Raw genomic sequence first — 20,282 nt, 5'->3', positions numbered from 1 at the left:
CGCGGTTGGGACAGGTGCGCACGCGGCCGTGGGGGAAACGGGCTCGTGCGCGATCGGAAGGGGGGAGCCGATGATCCGCGGGACAGGTTCGGTTGTCGTTATCGTCGCGGGGATCCTGGCGATCGCCGCCTCTTCGACGCGCGGTACCAGCCAGGAAGCGCCGCTGCCGGCGCCGGTCGTCGCGCTGGCCCCGCCGGCGACGGACATATCGGACGGACCCTATATCGCTGACCCATCAGTGGTGACCCTGCTCGACCGCACCGATCCGGGGGGAGACTGCGCGAAATCCGGGCCACTCGTCTTCGGCTGCCTGATCCAGGCGCTCTCGACGGCGGAGCGGCACGAGGCGCCGGTCGGCGCCTTCGCCAATCCGTTCAACCTCAATGTGGCGCAGGATATCCGCCAGACGATCGAACAGGACCTGACCGGCTATCAGAACAGCGGCGGGATCGAGCCGAGCCAACAGATCAACCCCGGCTTCCTCAGCAATAACGGGTCGCGCATGGAACTGGTCGGCATCGTCAACCGCATCGACCGCCAGTTCATCCATGATGTCGTGCCCGGCGACGAGGATCATCGCCGCTGCGGCGAGATCAGCCTGGTCTATCGTTTCTCCTATTCGCTGCGCCAGGGCGCGATCTCCTCGCGTCTGCCGGTGACGATGAACGTGGTGCTGCCCGCCATCCCGCGCGACGACCGCTCGGGCATCACCAATTGCCGCGAGGTGGCGGAGCGCTGGGTCGCCGAAATGCGTCGCCCGCGCGGACGCTCGCCGGAACAGGTCGTCGCCGACCTTACCGATCCGAAGACCGGCATCGTCGCCCCGCTCAGCGGGCGCGATATCGAGCGGGTCGAGCTCAATATCCAGGCCTATCGCATCAGCGCGGGCGCTGACGTCACCGATCTCGGCAGCACCGCCGAATATGTCATCCGCGTGTTCCGCTGGAATCCGGACCGCAAGATGTTCACCGCAAGCTTCCTTACCAACCAGATCGATCGTGCGCGGCTGATGGGCAATCCGCGCGGCGACGCCAATTCCTGCGATCCGGGCATCAACCGGCCGATGTCGCGCAACCGCTTCCTGTCCTTCCTGCTCTCGCCGGTGGTGCTGTCGGATGTCGACAATGGCACGCTCAACATCCCGCAGGAATTCCTCGCCTGCCGCGCGACATCGGTATCGCCGGGCGGCGCGGCCCGATCCGGCAACGCGCTCTACTGGGATGCGACGACCCCGCAGGAGCAGTTGGTGACGGACAATCTGATCGCCGCTGCGCTCCGGCGGGCATCGACGCGGCAACGGCAATTCAGCTTCATGCGCTCGCCCGAGGATGTGCGGATGCGGCTGAACGAGCTGAGCTGCAGCGGCTGCCACCAGGCGCGAGCGATCGCCGGCTTCCACTTTCCCGGCGCAGACCGGGCGGGAACGCCAGTCTCCAACGCCGTCTATCTCCCGGGCTCGCCGCATTTCTACGGCGATCAACTACGGCGCAAGCTGATCCTTGATGAGCTGGCCGCCGGCCAGGCGCTCAGCCGCTACCAGCTCGCGCAAAGCTATGCCTCGCGGCCGCTGAACAAGTTCAAGCCGCAGCTTGCCGGCACGCAGTTGATCGGCGGCTGGGGCGGCAATTGCCTGATGCCCGCGCAGCGATCGAACAGCCAGCGGCAATGGGATTGCCAGACGGGCTATAGTTGCACCGCTTTGTTCGAATCTCGCAACGCGCCGGGCATGGGCGTGTGCGTGCCGGAAGGGCGGCGCGAGATCGGTGACGCGCTGCAGATCGGCACGGTGACGAGCAGCGGCTATCGCAAGGACAGCTATCTGCGCAGCACGCCGGCGCCCGTCGGCAACTGGAACGACCGCGCCAATCGCGACACGCTGATTCCGGCGGCGATGCTCCCGGCCAATCCGCCGGCCGGCAACAGCTATTTCGGCGCGCATCAGGAATTCTACAAAGGCGTATCGCCGCCCGACCCGAGCCTGCCGCCCCAGGAGCAGTTCCGGATCAAGCGGGATTCGCTGACCGGCGGCTTCCCCAGCGGCATGCTGCGCCTGTCGGAATGCCTCGGTCTGCCGCCGGAATCGACCTGCGGCCTGACCGCGTCGACTGGCTTCAACGTCTGCCTGGACGAGGTGAAGGCGGGCACGAAGACGCTCAACCAGTGCTTCGCGCAGCGCACTTCCTATGCCGGCATGCGCGCCTGCGACGTCGCGACCCCGTGCCGTGACGATTATATCTGCCTAAGGCCGATGGGCTATGATGCCGCCAATGGCGACGCCAATTTCGCGGCACGGCAGAAAATCGTCTCCGGCATCTACGATCCGAAGGATTTCGGACAGCAAAAGCCCGACCAGGCCTGGCTGTCGCGCAACGCCGGCAAGGGCGATCAGCGCGGCATCTGCATCCCGCCCTATTTCGTCTTCCAGTTCCGCTCCGACGGCCATCCCGCCCCGATGACCAGCGCGATGCGATCCATGGCCCCGGCGCGCTAGGGCAAGCGAACGACGGGTATCCGGCTTGCCACGACATTGCGCGTCTGGCGGTCGAGCGACCAGAGGGTGCGCGGCGCGGAACGGTCCCAGGCGATCGCCTGGGACCGGTCGGCAACGGGATGGTCGCGACATGCTCGAGCACCGTGCCAGCCTCGGGCAGGCGGAGCGCATAAAGCTCGGGCCGGTCGTGGCCAGTGACATAGAGCAGCCCGTCATCGCCCCATGATCCACCCGAGCAGCTCATCGGGGCCAAGCGCGCGAGCACGCTGTCCGGGAAATGCCATGACGCGGTCGGGCGGAATTCGGCGTCGAGCCGCACAAGCAACGTCCAGCGATGGTCGTGCCCGACTTCGCCGCCATGGTCGGCGGGGTAGTTGGCGAGGCCGGCATACCAGTCCTTGCCGCGCCGCTCGATCCAGGTGAGCGAGCCGGCCAACGGGGGCAGGGCGATGCTGCGGACATGCTTGAGGGTCGCTGTATCGAAAATCTCGATCGCGCTCGACATCGGCACGGCAGGGTAGTTGGAGGCAGCGCAGATCAGCTGCGTGCCGTCGACCACACATGAATTCATGTGCGGATAGAGCGCGCGCGGGCCTTCCCATTGGGCGACGCGCTTGCCGGTCTTCTTGTCGTATTTGCCGATGCGGTTGTTGGTCATCGGATAGAAGAAACGGGCATCGGCCGCGACGCCCTGCCGCGCTTCCTCAGCGGTCCAGCGCGCGACCGGTTCGGCCGCACGCAGCTCGGGCGCCGCCGCCAGCGCCGGGGCCGCGACCTCCTGCGCACCACCAGCCGAAGCGGTGATCATTGCCATGGCGGCGGCGAGCAGGAGGAGCGTGCGCATCAGAACTTGGCCGATACGCCAGCGTAGAAGGTCCGGCCATAGCGTTCGTTCTGGATCAGCCAGTCAGGATTGCCCGCCTGATATTGCCGGGTCGCCTCGTCGGTCAGGTTCTGCGCCTCGGCGAAGATACGGACGCCCTCGAACACGCCGACGCTGATCTTGGCGTCGAGCCGGCGAAGATCGTCATTATACTGGTCGTTATAGGAAGGCCTGCCGATCGCGAGCAGCGCCTTGCCGGTATTGTGATAGGCGATCGATGCCTCGACCGGGCCCTTCTGATAGAAGATCTCGGCGCCATAGAGATATTTGGACTGGTTCGGGAAGGTCGAGCTGCGGCCGTCCATCGACGTCGGCGTCGAGTTGGGTACGGTCAGCGTCGAGCTGGTCAGGGTCCCCGTGAGCTGGACGCCGAGGCCCGAGAGCAGGCCCGGCAGGAACGTGAATTGCTGCTGATACTGCGCCTCGATGCCAATGATGTCGCCATCGGTGGCGTTGAACGGCTGGGTGATGGTCAAGTTCGAATAAGCGACGCCGTTATAGGTCGTGTTGGTCAGCACCGTTGCCCGGGAGAAGATCGGGTTGCGGATGAACTTGGCGAACACGCCCACGCTCAGCAGGCCGCCTTTGGCGAAATACCATTCGCCCGTCGCATCGAGGTTCTGGGCGCGATACGGCTTCAGGTCCGGATTGCCGAGCGACACCTGGGCATTGACCGTGTCGATCGATCCGCCCGGCGAGAGCGTGCTGTATTCGGGCCGCCCAAGGCTGGTCGAATAGGCCAGGCGGAACACCGTGTTGCTGCTCGGCTTGATCCGCACCACCAGCGAGGGCAGGAAATCGTCATAGCTGCTGTTACGGGCGGCAGGCGTGATCGTCGTGCCGTTCTGGAGCTGGAAGCCCATGATATCGAGCGCGGTATGCTCGTACCGGAGGCCCGGCGTCACCGTGATGTCGCCGAAGTTCAGGTTCGCCATGGCATAAACCGCCGCGACCTTCTCGGTCAGCTGGAAGTCGGACAGCGTGTTGTTGGCGAGTGTCGCGACCGGATCGAGCGGCATCAGGGCATCGCCCAGATGCGCATCGGTGAATTGCTGCAGCGCCGGAATGTTGAAGGTCGGGTTGTTGCTATAGCATTGGTCGGTATCCGCACTGTTCGGATAGACGCAGACCGCGGGGCCGCCGAGATTATATTGGCCGAGCGTCCAGCGGTTCGGGGCCGATCCGCGAACCCAGGTCGGGTTGTCCTGGTCGAAATCGCGGTCGGTCGCGCGGTATTTCGCACCGGCCTTCAGGAAGCTGCCCTCGCCCACGCCGTCCAGCTGATAGGTGGCATCGAACCGGCCTTGCCAGATCTTCTCGGTGTTGAGCTGATGCTGTTTGGTGAACTGGCGGAACTGCATCTGGTTCGCGGTGCATTCGGTCGCCGGCGTCGCCGCATAGACCTTTTGCGTGAAGTCGAAATCGACCCGACCCGGGTTGCAGCGGAACTGCCAGATCGGGAATTTGTCGAGCGTCTCGTTGCGGCTGTACGCGCCTTCATAGTCGAGCTTGAGCGCGCCGAGATCGGTCGAGCCGCCGATCATGCCGGTCGCCAGCCACTTCGCCTTATAGTCGAGCCGCAGATCCTCGCGGCGTTCCGGCGCGGTGCAGGCGACGGGCTTGCCGCACAGCGGATCGGTGTCGGTCACATAACCGGTCAGGCCGTCCGGATTGAGGTGGACGTTCGGCGCCTTGATGGTCGGACTTGTATCCGTAACGCCCAGCCCCCCTGCGGTCGCGAAGTCCAGGCGATAGCGCGGCCGGACCTCGTCTTCGATGAACTTCGAATAGACGCCGCGGATATAGAAAGTCTGGTGGTCGTTCGGGTGCCAGTCGAACGCGCCGGTCGCGCCGATGCGGTGGCGGTCGAGCGAATATTCGGTATATTTGATATTGTCGGGAATGCCGCCGCGCGCCGCGCCCGCGACCGGTTTCCAGTTATCCGGATAAAAGCCTTCGCTGACGAAATCGCGGTTCGAATAGCTGGCGCCGAGCACCAGGCCGAACTGTTCGTCTGCGCCGAACCGGGTGGCAAGGCTCAGATCGGCCTGCACCGGCACCTTGTGGTTGAGCTCCTGATACCCGGCCTTGGCGCTGCCCGCGATGGTGAACTTGTCCTTGAAGTCGAACGCGGTCTGCGTGACCAGGTTGATCGTACCGCCGATGCCCTGGCCGTCCATGTCGGCGGTCTTGACCTTCGCCACCTCGACCCGGTTGAGTAGCTGGCCGGAGATGATGTCGAGCGGCAGCGAGCGGGTGGTGCCGTCGGGATTGCCGACCTCGATGCCGTTCAGCGTATAGTTGTTGAGGTTGGACGGCACGCCGCGGATCGAGACGTAACGACCCTCGCCCTGGTCATAGGTGACGCCGACGCCGGGCAGATGCTCCACTACTTCGGAGACGTTGCGGTCGGGCAGGCGGCCGATCTCGTCGGCGCTCGCGATATCGGTCACGCCGATCGCGTCGCGCTTCAATTCGATCGCGCGCTGCAGGCTGCCGCGCTGGCCGGTGACGACGATGTCGCCCGACGTGTCGGCGCTCTCGTCGATCGAGGGCGTGGTCTGGGCCTGTGCGGCAGCTGCGACGCAGATGGCAACGATCGAGACGCCCAGCCGGGCGGCGGTGCGAATGCGGTTCATGATTTTCCCCTAAACGCTCTTCGGCGAGACGGGAGTTACCGCCGCTTTGGTGGCAATCTCCCCGCCGTCGCCCTTGCGGGTCAACGTTACCGGGCCATGACCGTTTGACGGCATTTCCGTTACGGAATCGGGTTTTTGTGAAGCGGGCCGCCCAGTCCGGACCGGCAGCCTGCAACTAGGACCATAACGGTACTGAAACCGCCGTCAGGTGCATCCATGCCGCGTTTTTGGGCGTAGCTTGCCTCATCGCCAGAACCGGAGGGGAGCATGTCCAGGCGAACGATCGGTGAGGAACTGCAGTATCTGTTCGCCCGGCGCGATCAGGGATTACTGCCCGAAGACGAATTCCAGCGGCGCAAGGCCCATCTGCTTCGGGTCAGCGCCTGCCGCCTTCCGGCGCTGATGCCCGACCCGGTCGGCACGGCCGCGAAGGCAGTGGCGATCACCGGCGGTGCCGCGCTGGTCGTTCTCGCCGCAATAAGTGTCGCCGGCTGAGCCGGGTCGGGCTAGGGCTGGTTGGAACCACGTCCGAAATTCAGGTATTCGCAGGCAATGTTGTTGCGCTTGGTCAGAATGTTGTTTCCGCGCAAGGTCTTGCCAGAGGGGGAGGCGGCGCGGATCGGAGCGCTGCGCGACGGTCTGGCGCTCGATCCTTCACAGCGCGACATGACCAGGCTGGTGCCGATAATCGTCCCTGAAGAATGTTTGAGCCTCGATTGGCCCGGCCCGATTATGCGCCTTGGCCAGCTTCCGCTTGCGGTGGCGTGGACTGTCATGGGCGACGGGAACATGTTCTTTCACGTTAACCACGATCAGGCGGCCTATTGGGATGGCCTGGCAATCGACTGGCGCGCTGAGGCGATGAAGAATCTCGCGGACATGAGCGGCGGAAGGCTGCGCGCGTCAGGCGAAAAGCTCGACGATACCGGACGCCCATTCGTCTATGTCTTGCTGCAGGAGGATGCGGTGGGGCCGTCCCGATTGCTCCTGCCGCACCTGTTCGACGACATCTTCGGGGCAGATTATCGCGTTGCGATTCCCGAACGGACCTGCGCGGTGATCTACCGCGCAACGCTGACCGATGAGCAGACAGCGACGGTGGACGCCATGATCAACGCCTGTTTCGAGCATGGCACCGAACCGATGAGTCCGGAACGCTTCGACCCGGCATCCTTCTGGGTGTTTGGTTCAGCGGAGCCCCGGTTGGAACTTTAGCCCCTCATAGGTCCGCACCGCATTGCCGCGTTCCAGCTCCTGATTCTGGGTCCATAACGCACGCTTGCCGCCCGCGACCCCCTGCCGGCGCTGCTCGTCGAACTGCATCGCCAGCTTCAGCCGGGCGATCTTGCGGTTGGCGAATTGCGATCTCTGATCTTGCGAGACGCTGGTCAGGCCGGTCGGCACATGCGTCGCCCGCACCGCGCTGTCGGTCTTGTTGACATGCTGCCCGCCCGGGCCCGATGCGCGGAGGGTCTGGTAGCGGATGTCCGCGTCGCGGAAGTCGGGGATATCCTCGATCGTCGGGACGGGCTTCACCCCGACGAACCAGTTGCGGCGCTTGTGCGTCGGGCGGAACGGGCTGGTGCCGATCCAGCGGATCGTGCCCGTCCGGGCTCGGGCAAAACCATCGCTGCCTTCGCCGCTGATGCGGATCAGGATCGAGGCGCTTGGGCCGTCGACGGGCTCGACCGGCTCGCCCGTCAGCCCCATCGACATCGCCTCGCGGCAAAAGGCGTGCGCCAGTTGCGCCACGACCCATTGGCATTCTTCGGGCCCCTGCCCGGCGGAGAGATGGAGGATGATCTCGTTCATGACCGCCTCGTCTTGTAGGTGATGAGCGGACGTAGTGTGGCGATCACTTCGATCAGCCCGGCCCGGTCGAGATCGTCGATCACCTGGGCGATGTCCTTGTACGCCTGCGGCGCCTCCTCATAGATCAGCGCGCGATCTTCGCAGATCACTCGGCTGCCCAGCCTGGTCCGTTCGAGATCGGCGATGCTGTAGCGCCGGTCGAGCTTCGCGCGCGCCTCGCTCCGACTCCATTTCCGGCCCGCGCCATGCGCCAGCGATTGCAGCGCGCGGTCCCCGGCGTCCGGCTTGGGCCGGACCAGCCAGGTCAGGTCGCCGCGCGACCCCGGCACCACGATCGGCCCCTTGTCAGCCGGTGCCGCGCCCTTGCGGTGAAGCCAGCCGCCGTCCCAGGGCGTCACGCTGTTGTGGCAGATGTCGAGCAGACGAACGGCTCTCATGCCGAGCCGCTCACAGAAGCGTTCCGCGATCACCTCCCGGTTGAGCACTGCCCAGCGCACCGCCTGGTCATGCTCCGCCAGATAGGCAGCACAGTCGCTCGATCCGGCCTCCAGCGACTGGGCATTTCGATGCGCAAGATGCCGCACCAGGATCGCATCGCCCAGCCCGCGCGAGCCGCTATGCACCATGAGCTGCACGGCATTGCGGTCGATGCCGAGTGCGACGAAGCTGTCTTCGTCGAGCACCGTATCGACCGCAAGCAATTCGGCGAAATGATTGCCGGCGCCGATGCTGCCCAGTGCTTCGCCCATCAGCGATGGCGGCAATCCCGCTTCCTCGAGCCGTGCGCCATGGTCGCCCGACCAAGGCGCCTCCAGCCCGTGCAGCTTGCGATCGGCAGCGTCGAGCCGGAACTTGCGCACCGGCGTGTCGCTCGCCCAAAACCCCATGCCGCAGCCGATGTCATTGCCAACGAGATGCGGGAACACACGGGTGCGCGACCAGAAGGCCGCCCCAACCGCGATGCCGCGCCCGGCGTGGAGATCGGGCAGGCCGACGATGCGGTCCATTCCCTCCAGCGCCGCCGTCTGGTGGAGCTGGTCGATCGCTGCCTGCTCGATCCAGCTCTCGGGCGAGGCGATGATATCGACGTGCGCACTCATGCCCCGTACCTCCACAGCGGCGCCCATTTCTTCATCTCGCGCTTCGACAATTGGCGCTGCTCGATGACCGACCAATCCGCGCCGCTGCGCCAGGCCGATGCCACCAGCAAATCCCGGAGGTCGAAGTCGCTGATCGGCGGCCGACCGTCGAGTCGGTAGAGGAACCAGCCCTTTTCCCGACGCAGCACGAGGCGACTCCCGTCGATCCAGCGCAGCTCGTCGCACCGCACCGGCATGCGAACGGCGCGACGAATGGCCTTGCGCGAGTCGATCTTCCGGCCGCGCTCCCGCCAGAAGGTCGCGCCATCCTTCAGAATGCCGTCCTCCGGATCGACATAGAAATCGCGCGGGTAGAAACGGCGCCCGCCCTGATCGAGCGGCAACCCGTCGAGCAGCCACTCGCCATAACGGCCACGTGAGATACGGACCGCGATGAAATCCTCGAGATGCTGGCGCACATGCATCTTCACCGTGCTGCCCGTGTCGAGTCCGGCGCAGATCTCGCTGAACACCTCGTCCCATGGCCGCCCCACCCGGCTGCGCACGAAGCGGATCAGTGGATTCAGATTCTCGTTGAGCCCCTTGGTGAAGCAGGTCTGTTCGCAGGCATGCCGCTTGAGGCCGATATGGATGCGGTCGGTATGATCCTTTCGGAGCTTTATCGGCGGCGCGTCGCGCGATCCCCAGCGGGGTCGCTCGACGATGACCTTGAACATGTCAGCGCGCATGGCGAACCTCCCCGGAAACGAGGATGTCGACATACGAAACCAACCGCGGAAACCATGGCGGAAGATGGAAACGAAAAACGGGAAATGATGCGGCCAGATGGCCGCAAGAATCGGTCAGGCGATCGAGATCGCCTTTACAGGGCTTGCCCATGCAAATTGTTCCTGAACACTACGGACTAGGAGAGTGATCGAGCTGTTTGCAGTTGCGGGTCGCATGGAGCACTCCTTTCCGGTTCGAGGAACATTGTCGGTATCGACGCGCGGCCAATACGCGCGGCACCGGGATCGATCAAGGGTGCCGGGCAACTTCCCAAGGGGCGTGCCAAATCCGCAACACGCCCGTGATGTTCCCTGGAGTCGCTGTCGAGGGCGTGGTTCGCGGCGTGGAAGATCCAGATCGCATTCCATGCCGCAGATGCCACCAATATGACAGCAACTCGTCGGCGACACGTGACGGCGGACAATCCCGCGTCAGGGAGAATGGCCTGGTCCTCGTGATAAATGGCTTGAGGTTAATCATGTGGCAATGTCGTTTCCGACCAATACATTGGTTGAGGCACGGCAGTATTTCAGCCGTGAGGGCCGAATCGACCGATTGATCGATTCGATATCGATACAATTATCCGCAGGGTCGCAGACTCAACTCGGGGGGCATCATCCTGAGGAGAAGATCATGGCCGACCATATTCAAGACATCGAAGTGCTGGGCGATCTGCTCGGACAATCCGATGCGATTGCCAATCTGCTGCAGGCGCGGGGCGCCTTCGATACCGCATATGCCGCGTTTCGCGCCGAGGACGCGAAGAAGTTCCAGTCCGTGCTCGAGCGCGCGCAATTGCAGATCCATTGCCACAGGATCTGCCACTGGATCCGCACCAAGGAGTGCGTTTTCCTGTGCCTGGAGCTCGCGGGCCCGCCACAGCCTGCGACCGCGCTCGATCCGCGCGTCCTGGCCAAGGCGATCATCCGGCTGGGGGAGGATGAAAAGCTGGTGCGGCGCGTCGCCGACGTGCTGGCCAAGCGCGACCGGGCGGGCTTCGCCGACATCCTGAAGCTGCTCAAGATCGAGCCCTATGCACATCTGTTCTGCCACTGGCTGTGCGTGATCCGCTATCGGCTGGTGTGCCGCTGGATCTGCCATGTCGGCAAGATCGAGCGGCCGGTGCTCTGGGTCGAGCTCCAGGCGGCGGCGCGCGCCATCGGCGTGCTGGTCAAGGACGAAAAGGCGTTTCGCGCGGCGGTCATCGCATCGACGGCCGGGGACGCGGCCAAGCTGGGTGCGGCGATCACCGGCGCGCAACTGGGGCTGCGCTGTCACTTCGTGTGCGAATTCTTCTGTTCCTGGCGCTGCGTCCTGGTCTGCCTGACCTTGGCGCGACCCTTCCCGTTCGCCGCGATCGAAGGGCCGGCGCAGATCAAGGAGGCGCGTGAATTCGCCGCCGCGATCGTCAAGCTGGCGCAGAACCCGACCGACCTGATGCGCTTCAGCGCGGCGGTCGGTACCGGCAATGTCGATGCTTGGACCGCGCTGATCAAGCAGTACAAGTTCGAACGCTTCGCCCTTCAGCTATGCCACTGGATCTGCGGCTGGCGCTGTGGCCGCTTCTGCAAGCTGGTGTGCGTCAACATCGATTATCATCCGTGGTTCACGCATATCGGCGATTTCAGCATCACCGGCGATATCAGCCCGGCGACCGGCCGCACCGTCGGCCCGCGCGGTGGCCATGGCGGCCCCGATTTCGGCTTCTTCGGCGCCATGAGCCTGCGCGGCTTCTGCCCGAAAAAGGATCCCGCCCACCCGGCCGAGGACATGGCGTACCGCTTCCTGTTCCAGCCGGCAGGCGCAGCGCAACCGATCCCGATCGGCCCCGGTTTCGCTGCGGAAGTGCTGGTGGGGACGCGCTATACCTTGTGGAATGGCGATCCCAACACGCTGCAGACCGTACGCCTGCGCGGCACCGGCCCAACCCCGACACCGCCGACGCCAACCGCCGATCCCACCCCGCCCGACCATTTCATCGTGCCCGATGCGGACGGCTGGGTGCTGGTCGACCAGCGTGCCCTTGACGATGCGTTCAGCGGCTATCTGATGGGGTTCAATTCGCTGGCGGCGATCCTGCCCAACGGTGCGGCACCAACCGGCGTAGCGGCCGGAACCGCGGTGCCCGTCGGCGACCAGAAGAACGGCGTCGATTGCGCGATCATCTTCCAGGCGACGCGCGCGAACACCATCGGTCTGGTCAATGGCGGGGCGGCGCCCGACTATACCAACCAGATCGGCAAGGTGCGGATCAACAACTGGAGCCAGGTCGCATTGCTCGATCTGCTGCAGTTCCATACCGGCGGCGGCACGCCCTGTTCCCCGCTCAGCTCGGCACTCGATATCGAATACAGCGTCGATCACGAGCTGATCCGGGACTGGAGCATCGGCCTGTCGACGGCGGCGCCGGGCGTCTCGCTGACCAGCCCGCCACCGCCGCCTTCCACCGCCCGCGGTGGCGCCGGCACGCACCATGAGGACATTTCGACCTGGCCGACCTGTTCCTACACGGTGACGCTGACGACGCGGCGGCGGCTGACCAACGGACTGAACGACGATCCGAACTGGCCGGTCCCGAAGACCTTCTGCATCGGGCGCGGCACGGTCCGGCCACGGCCCGCCTGACCGCGGCGAGGGCCGGCGCACTTCCCATCCTTTCGCCTTGCCGAGCGAGACGGAAGGGTGGGAGTGCGCTAAATGTCTTTCATGGACCAACCCGAACCGTCCGCGCCCCGCGCGACCCATATCGCCAGGCTCACCCTGGCCGGCCTGCTCGCGCTGCTGGGACTGTGGATCGCCTGGACTTTCCTGCCCTCGCTGGCCTGGGCGGTGGTGATCGCGGTGGCGATCGACCCGATGCATATGCGGCTGCGTGCGCGGTGGCCGGCGGGCCGCACCTGGATCGCCACTGCCATCACCTTGCTGGTCGCGCTGGTGGTGCTCGTGCCGGTCGCGGCCGGCATCACCCAGGCGGCGCGGGAAGCGCATGACGTCTCGGTCTGGATGACTCAGGCCCAGGCGAACGGCCTGCCGCTGCCGGAGTGGGTGGCCAAGGTGCCGGTCGGTCGCGAGATGCTGACCAACTGGTGGCAGGCGAACCTTGCCACGCCCGAGGGCGCGGTCCACCAGTTTCATCAGCTGCGCGCCGTCGCCGATACGCGCCTGATCGGCACTAACGTGCTGCACCGGTCAGTGGTCTTCGCCTTCACCCTGCTGACCCTGTTCTTCCTGCTCCGCGACCGCGAATCGATCATCGCGCAGATGCGCCGTGCCGGAGACCGCCTGTTCGGTCCGACCGGGGAGCGGGTCGGCGTGCAGGCGCTGCGTTCGATCCGCGGGACGATCGACGGCCTCGTCCTGGTCGGCATCGGCGAGGGCGCGGTGATGACGATCGTCTATATCGTGCTCGGGGTGCCACATCCCCTGCTGCTCGGCTCGGTGACGGCGGTGGCGGCGATGATCCCGTTCGGCGCTGCGCTGGTCTTCGCGATCGCGGGGGCGCTGCTGATCGGGATGGGGTCGGTTGCCGGCGCGGTGGCGGTGATGGTGATCGGGCTGGTCGTGGTCGGCATCGCCGATCACTTCGTCCGCCCCGTGCTGATCGGCGGGGCGACCCGGCTACCCTTTCTATGGGTGTTGATCGGCATCCTCGGGGGCGTCGAAACCCTGGGATTGCTCGGCCTGTTCATCGGCCCGGCGACGATGGCGGTGCTGGTGATGCTGTGGCGCGAGTTCCTGGAGACGCCGGGACAGGCCGAGGAAATTCCCGCCGCTCAGTAAACCCCGCCGACCGCCTGCACCGTCGCCACCGCGACCTGCAGCCGGCTGGTGCGCACGTCCAGCAAGGAGCGCTGAGCGTCGAGCGCGGCGGTCTGGGCGGTCACCACTTCCAGATAATCCGCCGCGCCGTCGCGGTAGCGGATCAGCGCCAGGTCGCGGGTGCGTTCGGCCGCCGTCGTCGCCGCCTGCTGGTCGGCCTCCTGCGTCACGAGATAGCGGGCGCGGGCAAGATCGTCCTCCACTTCGCGGAAAGCGGTGAGCACGGTCGAGCGATAGCTCGACGCCGCCTCGTCATATTGCGCGCGGCTGATCTTCACCCGGGCGCGGCGGGCGCCGCCGTCGAAGAGCGACAGCGCGGCCGACAGCGGCCCGAGCGCCCAGAAAGCGTTGGGCGCGCTGAAGATGCCGCTGTCGCCGGCTTCGAACCCGCCGGATCCGCCCAGCGTGAACGACGGATATTGCGCGGCGCGTGCCACGCCGATGCGTGCATTGGCCGCGGCGATCCGCTCCGCTGCGGCGACCACATCGGGGCGGCGCTGGAGCAAGTCGGAGGGCACGCCGACCGGGATCACCGGCGGGGCAAGCGGCATCTCGGCCACCGCCAGCGAAAAGCTCGACGGGGATTCGTCGACCAGGATCGCGACGGCATGCTCCAGCGCGGCGCGGTCGGCGGCGACCGAGGACAGTTCGGCCTTCGCGCTCGACAGGATCGAGGAGGCACGGCTGACGTCGATGCCCGAGGCGATGCCGCCGGCGTGGCGCGTGTCGGTCAGGTCATACGCGCGCTGGAACGCTTCGACGGTCTGCTTCAGCAGGGTGATGCGCGCGTCGAGCCCTCGCATCCGCACATAATTGTCGGCCAGCACTGCCTGCAGGCCCAGCCGCACGGCGGCCAGATCCTGCGCGCTTGCCCGGGTGTCCGCGGCGCTGGCCCTGATCGAATTGCGCACGCGACCGAACAAGTCGATCTCATAGGCGAGCGAGGCCCCCACGCGCAGATCGCTATCGGTCGCCGCCTTGCCGGAGCCGAACGGCCGGCCGGCGGAGATGCGCGAGCGATCGGCATCGGCACCAACATCGACGCTGGGCAGCGCCTGTGCGCCCGTCTCGCGGAGCGCGGCGCGGGCCTGGTCATAGCGCGCGACCGCGGCGGCCAGATCGGGGTTCGCCGCTTCGATGCGGGCTTCGAGGTCGTTGAGGATCGGGTCGGCGAACAGCGTCCACCATTTGCCCGCCTCGGGCGGCGTCGCGGCGATGGGCTGCCACGGGCCAAGCTCCTTGTACGCGGGCGCGGCGGGGCTGGGCGGGAGCGTTTCGGGCGGGGCGAGCGAACAGCTCGCGAGGCTCGTCGCAAGCACCGCTATCAGTACGGCCTCAGCTCGCCGCACGGGTCGCCCCCGGCTGCGCCGTCCGCACCGCATCCCCCGACTGCAGCGAGTCCGGCGGATTGTCGATCACCCGGTCGTTCGCGGTCAGCCCGGCGCTGATCTCGACATTGTCGCCATTGTCCCGTCCGATCGTGATGGTCTTGAGCAGTGCCTTGCCGTGAGGCCCAAGCACCGCGACCTGAGTCCCGTTCGCCCCGATGATCAGCGCGCTCGGCGGCAGGCGCACGCCCGCCCCCGGGCTGCCCGCGCCGAGCGGCAGCTTGACCTGGGCATAGGCGCCCGGCTTCAGCGCGCGGTCGCCGTTCGTCGCCTGGAATTCCATCAGCACGGTGCCCGATTGCGGATCGACCGCGCCGGCGCTCCGCACCATCTCGATATCGAAATCGCGTCCCGGATATTCGGGCACGTTGAGCGAGGCGTGCAAGCCCGGATGGAACGCGCCCGAATAAGGCTGCGGCACCCGCACATAGACACGCATCCGCGCGATATCGGCGACCGTGAACAGCGGTGTCGAGGCGGCGGTGCCCGCGGTGACGAGCGCACCGATCTGGGTCGACCGGCTCGTCACCACGCCCGAAAAGGGCGCGACCAATCGGGTGAAGCCCTGCAACGCGCCGAGCCGCCGCACATTCGCGTTCGCCGCATTGGCGATGGCGGTCTTGGCGGCGAGATCGCCCGCTTTCTCGTCGGTCTCCTGCTTCGACACCGCGTCCTTCGACAGCAAATTGTTCCAGCGTGCGGCGGTCGACTGAGCGAGCGCGCGATTGGCCTGGGCCGTCTGGAGATCGGCGCGGGCGGCGGCGACCTGCTGATCCACCTCGGGCGCATCGAGCACGGCAAGCACCTGCCCGGCGCGCACGGAATCGCCGATATCGACGAACCAGCGGCTGATATAGCCCGTGGTGCGGGCGTAGATCGCGGCGCTGTTATAGGCCTGTACGCTGCCCGGCAGGGTCAGCGCATCGGTCTTTTCCGCCGGCGTCGGGCGGATGATGGTGACGACGGGGGTGGCTTGCGCATCGGTCCAGGTCGTGAGGCTGCTTTGCGCCCGCATCCGGCTGAAGATGCCGAACGCGACGATCAGCAGCGCGACCGCCACCGCGACGATGGCGACGGTCCGCAAATTGACCGAAGGGCGCGCGTCCAGGGAGTCGGTACGGACGTCAGGCATGCGATTCCTCCAGCGCGGCGGCGATGGCGGCGCGCTTGCTTGTCTTTTCCGCGTCGCGGCGATGCGCGAGGCTGAAGATCACTGGCACGAACATCAATGTCGCGACCGTCGCGACGATCAGCCCGCCGATCACCGCGCGGCCGAGCGGCGCATTCTGCTCGCCGCCTTCGCCCAGCCCCAGCGCCATCGGCACCATGCCGATGATCATGGCGAGCGCGGTCATCAGCACCGGGCGGAAGCGCGTGACGCCCGCCTCCAGCGCTGCCTTCATCGCGTCGCCATGTTCGGCCAGCCGCTCGCGCGCGAAGCTCACCACCAGGATCGAATTGGCCGTCGCCACGCCCATGCACATGATCGCGCCGGTCAGTGCCGGCACCGACAACGTCGTGCCCGTCACGAACAGCATCCAGATGATGCCCGCGATCGCGCCCGGCAAGGCAGTGATGATCACGAACGGGTCGAGCCAGCTCTGGAAATTCACCACGATCAGCAGGTAGATCAGCAGGATCGCCCCGATCAGGCCGAAGAACAGGCCGGAAAAGGCGGTGTTCATCGTCTGGTACTGGCCGCGCAGGGTGACGGTCACGCCCTTCGGCGCCTCGGCCTTCATCTGTTTCAGCACCCGGTTGATGTCACCCGCCACCGCGCCGAGATCGCGCCCGCTGGGCGTCGCGAAGATGTCGATCGCGGGCGCGATGTTGTAATGAGAGACGATCGCGGCGGCGTTGCCGCGCGACATGGTGGCGATGCCGCCCAGCACCTGCGATCCGGCATGGCCGGCGCCGGTGATCGGGATGTTCTGCAGGTCGCTCAGCGATCCGACGCGATATTCCGGGGTCTGCGCGACAACTGAATAGGACACGCCGTTTTCGGGGTTGAGGTAGAAGACCGGGGATGTCTGGCCCGATCCGGCAAGCGCACCTGCCAGGCCGTTGGTCACGTCGCGCTCGGTCAGCCCGAACTGGCTGATCCGGCTGCGGTCGACCGCAACGCGCATCTCGGGATAGCGTGCGCTCTGCTGGATCCGGGCATCGGCCACGCCGGGGATGGCCTGCAGCTTGCGCAGGATGTTGCGCGCATAGACGTAATTGGCGGCCTGGTTGCGCCCGCCGGTGATCTGCACGTCGATCGGCGCCGGCGCGCCGAAATTCAGGATCTGGCTGGTGATGTCGGCGGGCAGGAAGGAAAAGGTCGTGCCGGGAAAGGCGCGCGGCAATTCCTCGCGCAGCTTGCGTACATAGTCGTCGGTCGGCGCGTGATCCTTCGACAGCTGGATCAGGATGTCGCCGTCCTGCGGGCCGATCGTGCCCGAATTATTATAGACCAGATTGATGCTGCTGAAGGGCAGGCCGATATTGTCGACGATCGACACCAGCTGGTCCGCCGGGATGATCTGCCGGATGCGGCGTTGGATTCGGTCGAACTGGGCCGAGGTCTGCTCGATGCGCGACCCGATCGGCGCGCGGATGTGCAGGGTGATCTGCCCGGCATCGACCGAGGGGAAGAAATTCTGCCCCAGGAACGGCACCAGCAGGAAGGACAGCGCAACCACCGCAAGGAAGCCAATCACGAAGCGCCGGCCCGAACCGAGCGCGCGCTCGAGCAGCACGCCATAGCCCGTGCGGATCCGCTCGAACCGCGCCTCGAACCCGCGCTGGAAGCGGACCAGCGGGTTGCGCGAGTCCGGGGTGCCCGCTTCGTGGCCGTGACCCGGCGCATGCGGCTTCAGCAGGAACATCGCCATGGTCGGCACCAGCGTGCGCGACAGGATGAACGATGCGATCATCGCGAACACCACGGCGAACGCCAGCGGCACGAACAGGAATCCGGCGATGCCCGGCAGGAAGAACATCGGCACGAACACGATGCAGATGCACAGCAGCGAGACGAAGGCCGGCGTCACGATCTGGGCCGCGCCGTCGAGGATCGAGGGGATCACACCCTTGCCCTGCTCCATATGCCAGTTGATGTTTTCGATCGTCACCGTCGCATCGTCGACCAGGATGCCGACCGCGAGGCTGAGCCCGCCCAGCGTCATGATGTTGAGCGTCTGCCCGGTCGCGGCCAGCGCGATCAGCGCGGCCAGGATGGCGAGCGGGATCGAGACGGCGATGATCACGGTCGACCGCCACGATCCCAGGAACAGCAGGATCATCAGGCTGGTCAGCGCCGCCGCGATCGCGCCTTCCTTGACCACGCCATTGATCGCAGCCTTCACGAACAGCGACTGGTCGCCGATCGGCACGATCTTCAGCGTGTCGGGCAAGGTCGTCTGGATAGTCGGCAGCGCATCCTTGATGCCCTGCACGATCGCGAGCGTCGAGGTCGCGCCGTTCTTCAGGATCGTCATCAGCACCGATCGCGATCCGTCGACATGCACGACATTGGTCTGCGGCGCGGTGCCGTCGCGGACATGGGCGATGTCGCGCATGGTGATGGTGCCGCCATCGACCACCTTGACCGGCAGCGCGTTCAGCTCTTCGATCGATCCCGGCGCGTTATTGAGGCGGACGGTATATTGATAGCCGCCGATCTTGACGAAACCGGCCGGATTGATCTGGTTCTGCGCGGCGATGGCGTTGGTCACGTCCTGCGCGGAGAGCCCCTTGGACTGGAGCGCCTGGGGGTCCATGTCGATCTGGATCTGCCGCGATCGTCCGCCCGATGGATAGGGGATGGCGGCGCCCGGCACCGTGACGAGCCCGGGACGGATGCTGTTCTGCGCGAGATCGAAGATGCGCCCCTCCGACAGGCCCTTGCCCGACAAGGCGAGCTGCAGGATCGGCACGGTCGAGGCATTATAGTTCAGGATCAGCGGCGGCGTCGTGCCGGGCGGAAGCTGGCGCAGCACCGATTGCGACACCGACGTCACCTGCGCGGTCGCGGTGCGGATGTCGACGCCGGGCTGGAAATAGATCTTCACGATGCCGATGCCGGGCATCGACTGGCTCTCGATATGGTCGATATCGTTGACCGTGGTAGTCAGGATGCGCTCGTAGGGCGTGATGATCCGGCCGGACATGTCGTCGGGCGACAGGCCGGAATAATTCCAGGCCGCGGCGATCACCGGGACCTTGATCTCGGGGAAGATGTCGACCGGGGTGCGCGCCGCCGACAGCACGCCGACGATCGCGATCAGGATCGCCATTACAATGAAGGTCAACGGGCGCGTGAGGGCGACCTTGACGATTCCGATCATTTGGGTCCGATCATGGCGGATCTCCGTGCCCTGGGGAGGAGCAGCAACTGAGTCTTCTGGCCGCCGAATGAGCCTTTGCTGCACGTGCGTCCAATATGATTTGACCCCGGATCAAGACGTGGGACATATCGATCATGGAGCTTCGCCATCTGCGCTATTTCGTCGCCGTCGCCGATGCGCTGCACTTCGGCCGCGCGGCGCAGCAGCTTGGCGTGTCGCAGCCGCCGCTCAGCCAGCAGATCCGCGCTCTGGAGGATCTGCTCGGCGTGCGCCTGTTCGAACGCAGCAGCCGCAAGGTCGCTTTGACCGAGGCCGGCCGCGTCTTCCTCGATCAGGCCCGCGCGACCCTGGCCCAGGCGGAGCACGCGATCGACGTCGCAAAGCGCGCCGCGCGCGGCGATTTCGGCAAGCTCACCATCGGCTTCAATCCGTCGGCACCCTTCGTGCCCGCCGTCGCGCGGGCGATCTTCGCCTTCCGCCAGCTTTATCCGGAGGTGCGGATCGAACTGCTCGAGCTGTCGGCCGGCGCGCAGGTCGCGGCGCTGGCGGCGGGCGACATCGACATCAGCTTCCTGCGCAGCCCGACCCCGCCGGTGGTGCCGCCGGGCATCGTCGCCACGCGCGTGCTGGAGGAGCGGCTGTTCATCGCCATGCGCTCCGACCATCGCCTCGCGCGCAAGACGAGCCTGTCGTTCCGGGATCTGCACGGCGAATCGATGATCTTCTATGCGCGCGACCAGAAGGGCAGCTTCGCGACGAATTTCCTCGAGATGCTGCATGCCGAGGGCGTCGATCCCGTCGTGGCGCAGGACGTGCGGGAGATCTCCACCATGTTCGGCCTGGTCGTGGCCGGCCTCGGTGTCGCGGTGCTCGCCGAATCCCTGTGCGCGCTGCAGCCGGCAGGCCTCACCTACCGCGCGCTCAGGGGGAAGAAGGCGATCTCCTCGCTGTGGATCCTCAGCGGGAAGGACGCGGAAGGCCTCGCGGCGCGGCAGTTCCTGGCGGTGCTGGAGGAATCGGGAGCGCCAGCGCAGGTGCCGGGATAACGAGG

General features: G+C 66.1%; 15 protein-coding genes. 7 read left to right on the top strand and 8 right to left on the bottom strand.

The features are described 5' to 3' along the window. Window positions 1-70 precede the first annotated feature (70 nt). Both WC729_RS06030 and WC729_RS06025 read left to right on the top strand, forming a co-directional pair. Window positions 71-2,491 (top strand): hypothetical protein, encoded by a 2,421-nt coding sequence (locus WC729_RS06030; protein WP_372850547.1) that lies wholly within the window; start codon window positions 71-73, stop codon window positions 2,489-2,491. Between the two features lie 601 nt (window positions 2,492-3,092). Continuing rightward, window positions 3,093-3,362 carry a hypothetical protein gene (locus tag WC729_RS06025; RefSeq protein ID WP_372850545.1) on the top strand — a complete coding sequence of 90 codons (270 nt, stop codon included), beginning with the start codon at window positions 3,093-3,095 and terminating at the stop codon, window positions 3,360-3,362. Here WC729_RS06025 and WC729_RS06020 read toward each other — a convergent pair. Next, the gene (locus tag WC729_RS06020) at window positions 3,335-6,013 is read right to left on the bottom strand and encodes a TonB-dependent receptor (protein ID WP_372850543.1); all 2,679 of its coding nucleotides are present in this window, start codon (window positions 6,011-6,013) and stop codon (window positions 3,335-3,337) included. The two genes, WC729_RS06025 and WC729_RS06020, sit on opposite strands and share 28 nt — an antisense overlap. Window positions 6,014-6,280: 267 nt before the next feature. Here WC729_RS06020 and WC729_RS06015 point away from each other — a divergent pair, with 267 nt between their 5' ends. Then, window positions 6,281-6,508, top strand: a complete 228-nt coding sequence (locus WC729_RS06015) for an SHOCT domain-containing protein (RefSeq protein ID WP_372850541.1) — start codon at window positions 6,281-6,283, stop codon at window positions 6,506-6,508. Between the two features lie 57 nt (window positions 6,509-6,565). After that, window positions 6,566-7,228 carry a hypothetical protein gene (locus tag WC729_RS06010; protein ID WP_372850539.1) on the top strand — a complete coding sequence of 221 codons (663 nt, stop codon included), beginning with the start codon at window positions 6,566-6,568 and terminating at the stop codon, window positions 7,226-7,228. On the opposite strand, the gene prfH is transcribed toward WC729_RS06010, so the two are convergent. From prfH to WC729_RS05990, 4 genes are read right to left on the bottom strand one after another with little or no spacing between them, the layout of a single operon-like run. Beyond that, on the bottom strand, window positions 7,202-7,825 hold the full coding sequence (gene prfH, locus WC729_RS06005; RefSeq protein WP_372850537.1) for a peptide chain release factor H: 624 nt from the start codon (window positions 7,823-7,825) through the stop codon (window positions 7,202-7,204). The two genes, WC729_RS06010 and prfH, sit on opposite strands and share 27 nt — an antisense overlap. Next, a complete protein-coding gene (locus WC729_RS06000; protein WP_372850535.1) occupies window positions 7,822-8,925 on the bottom strand; it encodes an RNA ligase RtcB family protein in 1,104 nt (367 codons plus the stop codon). The genes prfH and WC729_RS06000 overlap by 4 nt, the downstream gene beginning before the upstream one ends. Further along, window positions 8,922-9,653 carry a hypothetical protein gene (locus WC729_RS05995; RefSeq protein WP_372850533.1) on the bottom strand — a complete coding sequence of 244 codons (732 nt, stop codon included), beginning with the start codon at window positions 9,651-9,653 and terminating at the stop codon, window positions 8,922-8,924. Before WC729_RS05995 ends, WC729_RS06000 begins: the two co-directional genes overlap by 4 nt. Then, on the bottom strand, window positions 9,643-9,804 hold the full coding sequence (locus tag WC729_RS05990; protein WP_372850531.1) for a hypothetical protein: 162 nt from the start codon (window positions 9,802-9,804) through the stop codon (window positions 9,643-9,645). The genes WC729_RS05995 and WC729_RS05990 overlap by 11 nt, the downstream gene beginning before the upstream one ends. Window positions 9,805-10,326: 522 nt before the next feature. On the opposite strand from WC729_RS05990, the gene WC729_RS05985 reads away from it, so the two are divergent. Together WC729_RS05985 and WC729_RS05980 are read left to right on the top strand one after the other, a co-directional pair. Further along, on the top strand, window positions 10,327-12,318 hold the full coding sequence (locus WC729_RS05985) for a hypothetical protein (RefSeq protein WP_372850529.1): 1,992 nt from the start codon (window positions 10,327-10,329) through the stop codon (window positions 12,316-12,318). Between the two features lie 72 nt (window positions 12,319-12,390). Further along, a complete protein-coding gene (locus WC729_RS05980) occupies window positions 12,391-13,473 on the top strand; it encodes an AI-2E family transporter (protein ID WP_372850527.1) in 1,083 nt (360 codons plus the stop codon). Here WC729_RS05980 and WC729_RS05975 read toward each other — a convergent pair. Genes WC729_RS05975 through WC729_RS05965 form a run of 3 tightly spaced genes read right to left on the bottom strand, consistent with a single transcriptional unit; the run spans window position 13,467 to window position 19,231 of the window. Further along, window positions 13,467-14,894 carry an efflux transporter outer membrane subunit gene (locus tag WC729_RS05975; RefSeq protein WP_372850525.1) on the bottom strand — a complete coding sequence of 476 codons (1,428 nt, stop codon included), beginning with the start codon at window positions 14,892-14,894 and terminating at the stop codon, window positions 13,467-13,469. The two genes, WC729_RS05980 and WC729_RS05975, sit on opposite strands and share 7 nt — an antisense overlap. Beyond that, the gene (locus tag WC729_RS05970) at window positions 14,848-16,032 is read right to left on the bottom strand and encodes an efflux RND transporter periplasmic adaptor subunit (RefSeq protein WP_372850523.1); all 1,185 of its coding nucleotides are present in this window, start codon (window positions 16,030-16,032) and stop codon (window positions 14,848-14,850) included. Before WC729_RS05970 ends, WC729_RS05975 begins: the two co-directional genes overlap by 47 nt. Continuing rightward, a complete protein-coding gene (locus WC729_RS05965) occupies window positions 16,025-19,231 on the bottom strand; it encodes an efflux RND transporter permease subunit (RefSeq protein WP_372850521.1) in 3,207 nt (1,068 codons plus the stop codon). The genes WC729_RS05970 and WC729_RS05965 overlap by 8 nt, the downstream gene beginning before the upstream one ends. A gap of 134 nt (window positions 19,232-19,365) precedes the next feature. Here WC729_RS05965 and WC729_RS05960 point away from each other — a divergent pair, with 134 nt between their 5' ends. Continuing rightward, complete coding sequence (locus WC729_RS05960; RefSeq protein WP_372850519.1) at window positions 19,366-20,277, top strand: LysR substrate-binding domain-containing protein; 912 nt, start codon at window positions 19,366-19,368, stop codon at window positions 20,275-20,277. Window positions 20,278-20,282: the final 5 nt, after the last annotated feature.

The organism is Sphingomonas sp. (assembly GCF_041661825.1).
Classification (GTDB): Bacteria; Pseudomonadota; Alphaproteobacteria; order Sphingomonadales; family Sphingomonadaceae; genus Sphingomonas.
This window is presented reverse-complemented; position numbering and strand designations above follow the sequence as displayed.

Coding starts and splice junctions, on each gene's coding strand:
- WC729_RS06030 (WP_372850547.1), top strand. CDS start 71: ATGATCCGCGGGACAGGTTCGGTTGTCGTTATCGTCGCGGGGATCCTG.
- WC729_RS06020 (WP_372850543.1), bottom strand. CDS start 6,013: ATGAACCGCATTCGCACCGCCGCCCGGCTGGGCGTCTCGATCGTTGCC.
- WC729_RS06015 (WP_372850541.1), top strand. CDS start 6,281: ATGTCCAGGCGAACGATCGGTGAGGAACTGCAGTATCTGTTCGCCCGG.
- WC729_RS06010 (WP_372850539.1), top strand. CDS start 6,566: ATGTTGTTGCGCTTGGTCAGAATGTTGTTTCCGCGCAAGGTCTTGCCA.
- prfH (WP_372850537.1), bottom strand. CDS start 7,825: ATGAACGAGATCATCCTCCATCTCTCCGCCGGGCAGGGGCCCGAAGAA.
- WC729_RS06000 (WP_372850535.1), bottom strand. CDS start 8,925: ATGAGTGCGCACGTCGATATCATCGCCTCGCCCGAGAGCTGGATCGAG.
- WC729_RS05995 (WP_372850533.1), bottom strand. CDS start 9,653: ATGCGCGCTGACATGTTCAAGGTCATCGTCGAGCGACCCCGCTGGGGA.
- WC729_RS05990 (WP_372850531.1), bottom strand. CDS start 9,804: ATGGGCAAGCCCTGTAAAGGCGATCTCGATCGCCTGACCGATTCTTGC.
- WC729_RS05985 (WP_372850529.1), top strand. CDS start 10,327: ATGGCCGACCATATTCAAGACATCGAAGTGCTGGGCGATCTGCTCGGA.
- WC729_RS05980 (WP_372850527.1), top strand. CDS start 12,391: ATGTCTTTCATGGACCAACCCGAACCGTCCGCGCCCCGCGCGACCCAT.
- WC729_RS05975 (WP_372850525.1), bottom strand. CDS start 14,894: ATGCGGTGCGGACGGCGCAGCCGGGGGCGACCCGTGCGGCGAGCTGAG.
- WC729_RS05970 (WP_372850523.1), bottom strand. CDS start 16,032: ATGCCTGACGTCCGTACCGACTCCCTGGACGCGCGCCCTTCGGTCAAT.
- WC729_RS05965 (WP_372850521.1), bottom strand. CDS start 19,231: ATGATCGGAATCGTCAAGGTCGCCCTCACGCGCCCGTTGACCTTCATT.
- WC729_RS05960 (WP_372850519.1), top strand. CDS start 19,366: ATGGAGCTTCGCCATCTGCGCTATTTCGTCGCCGTCGCCGATGCGCTG.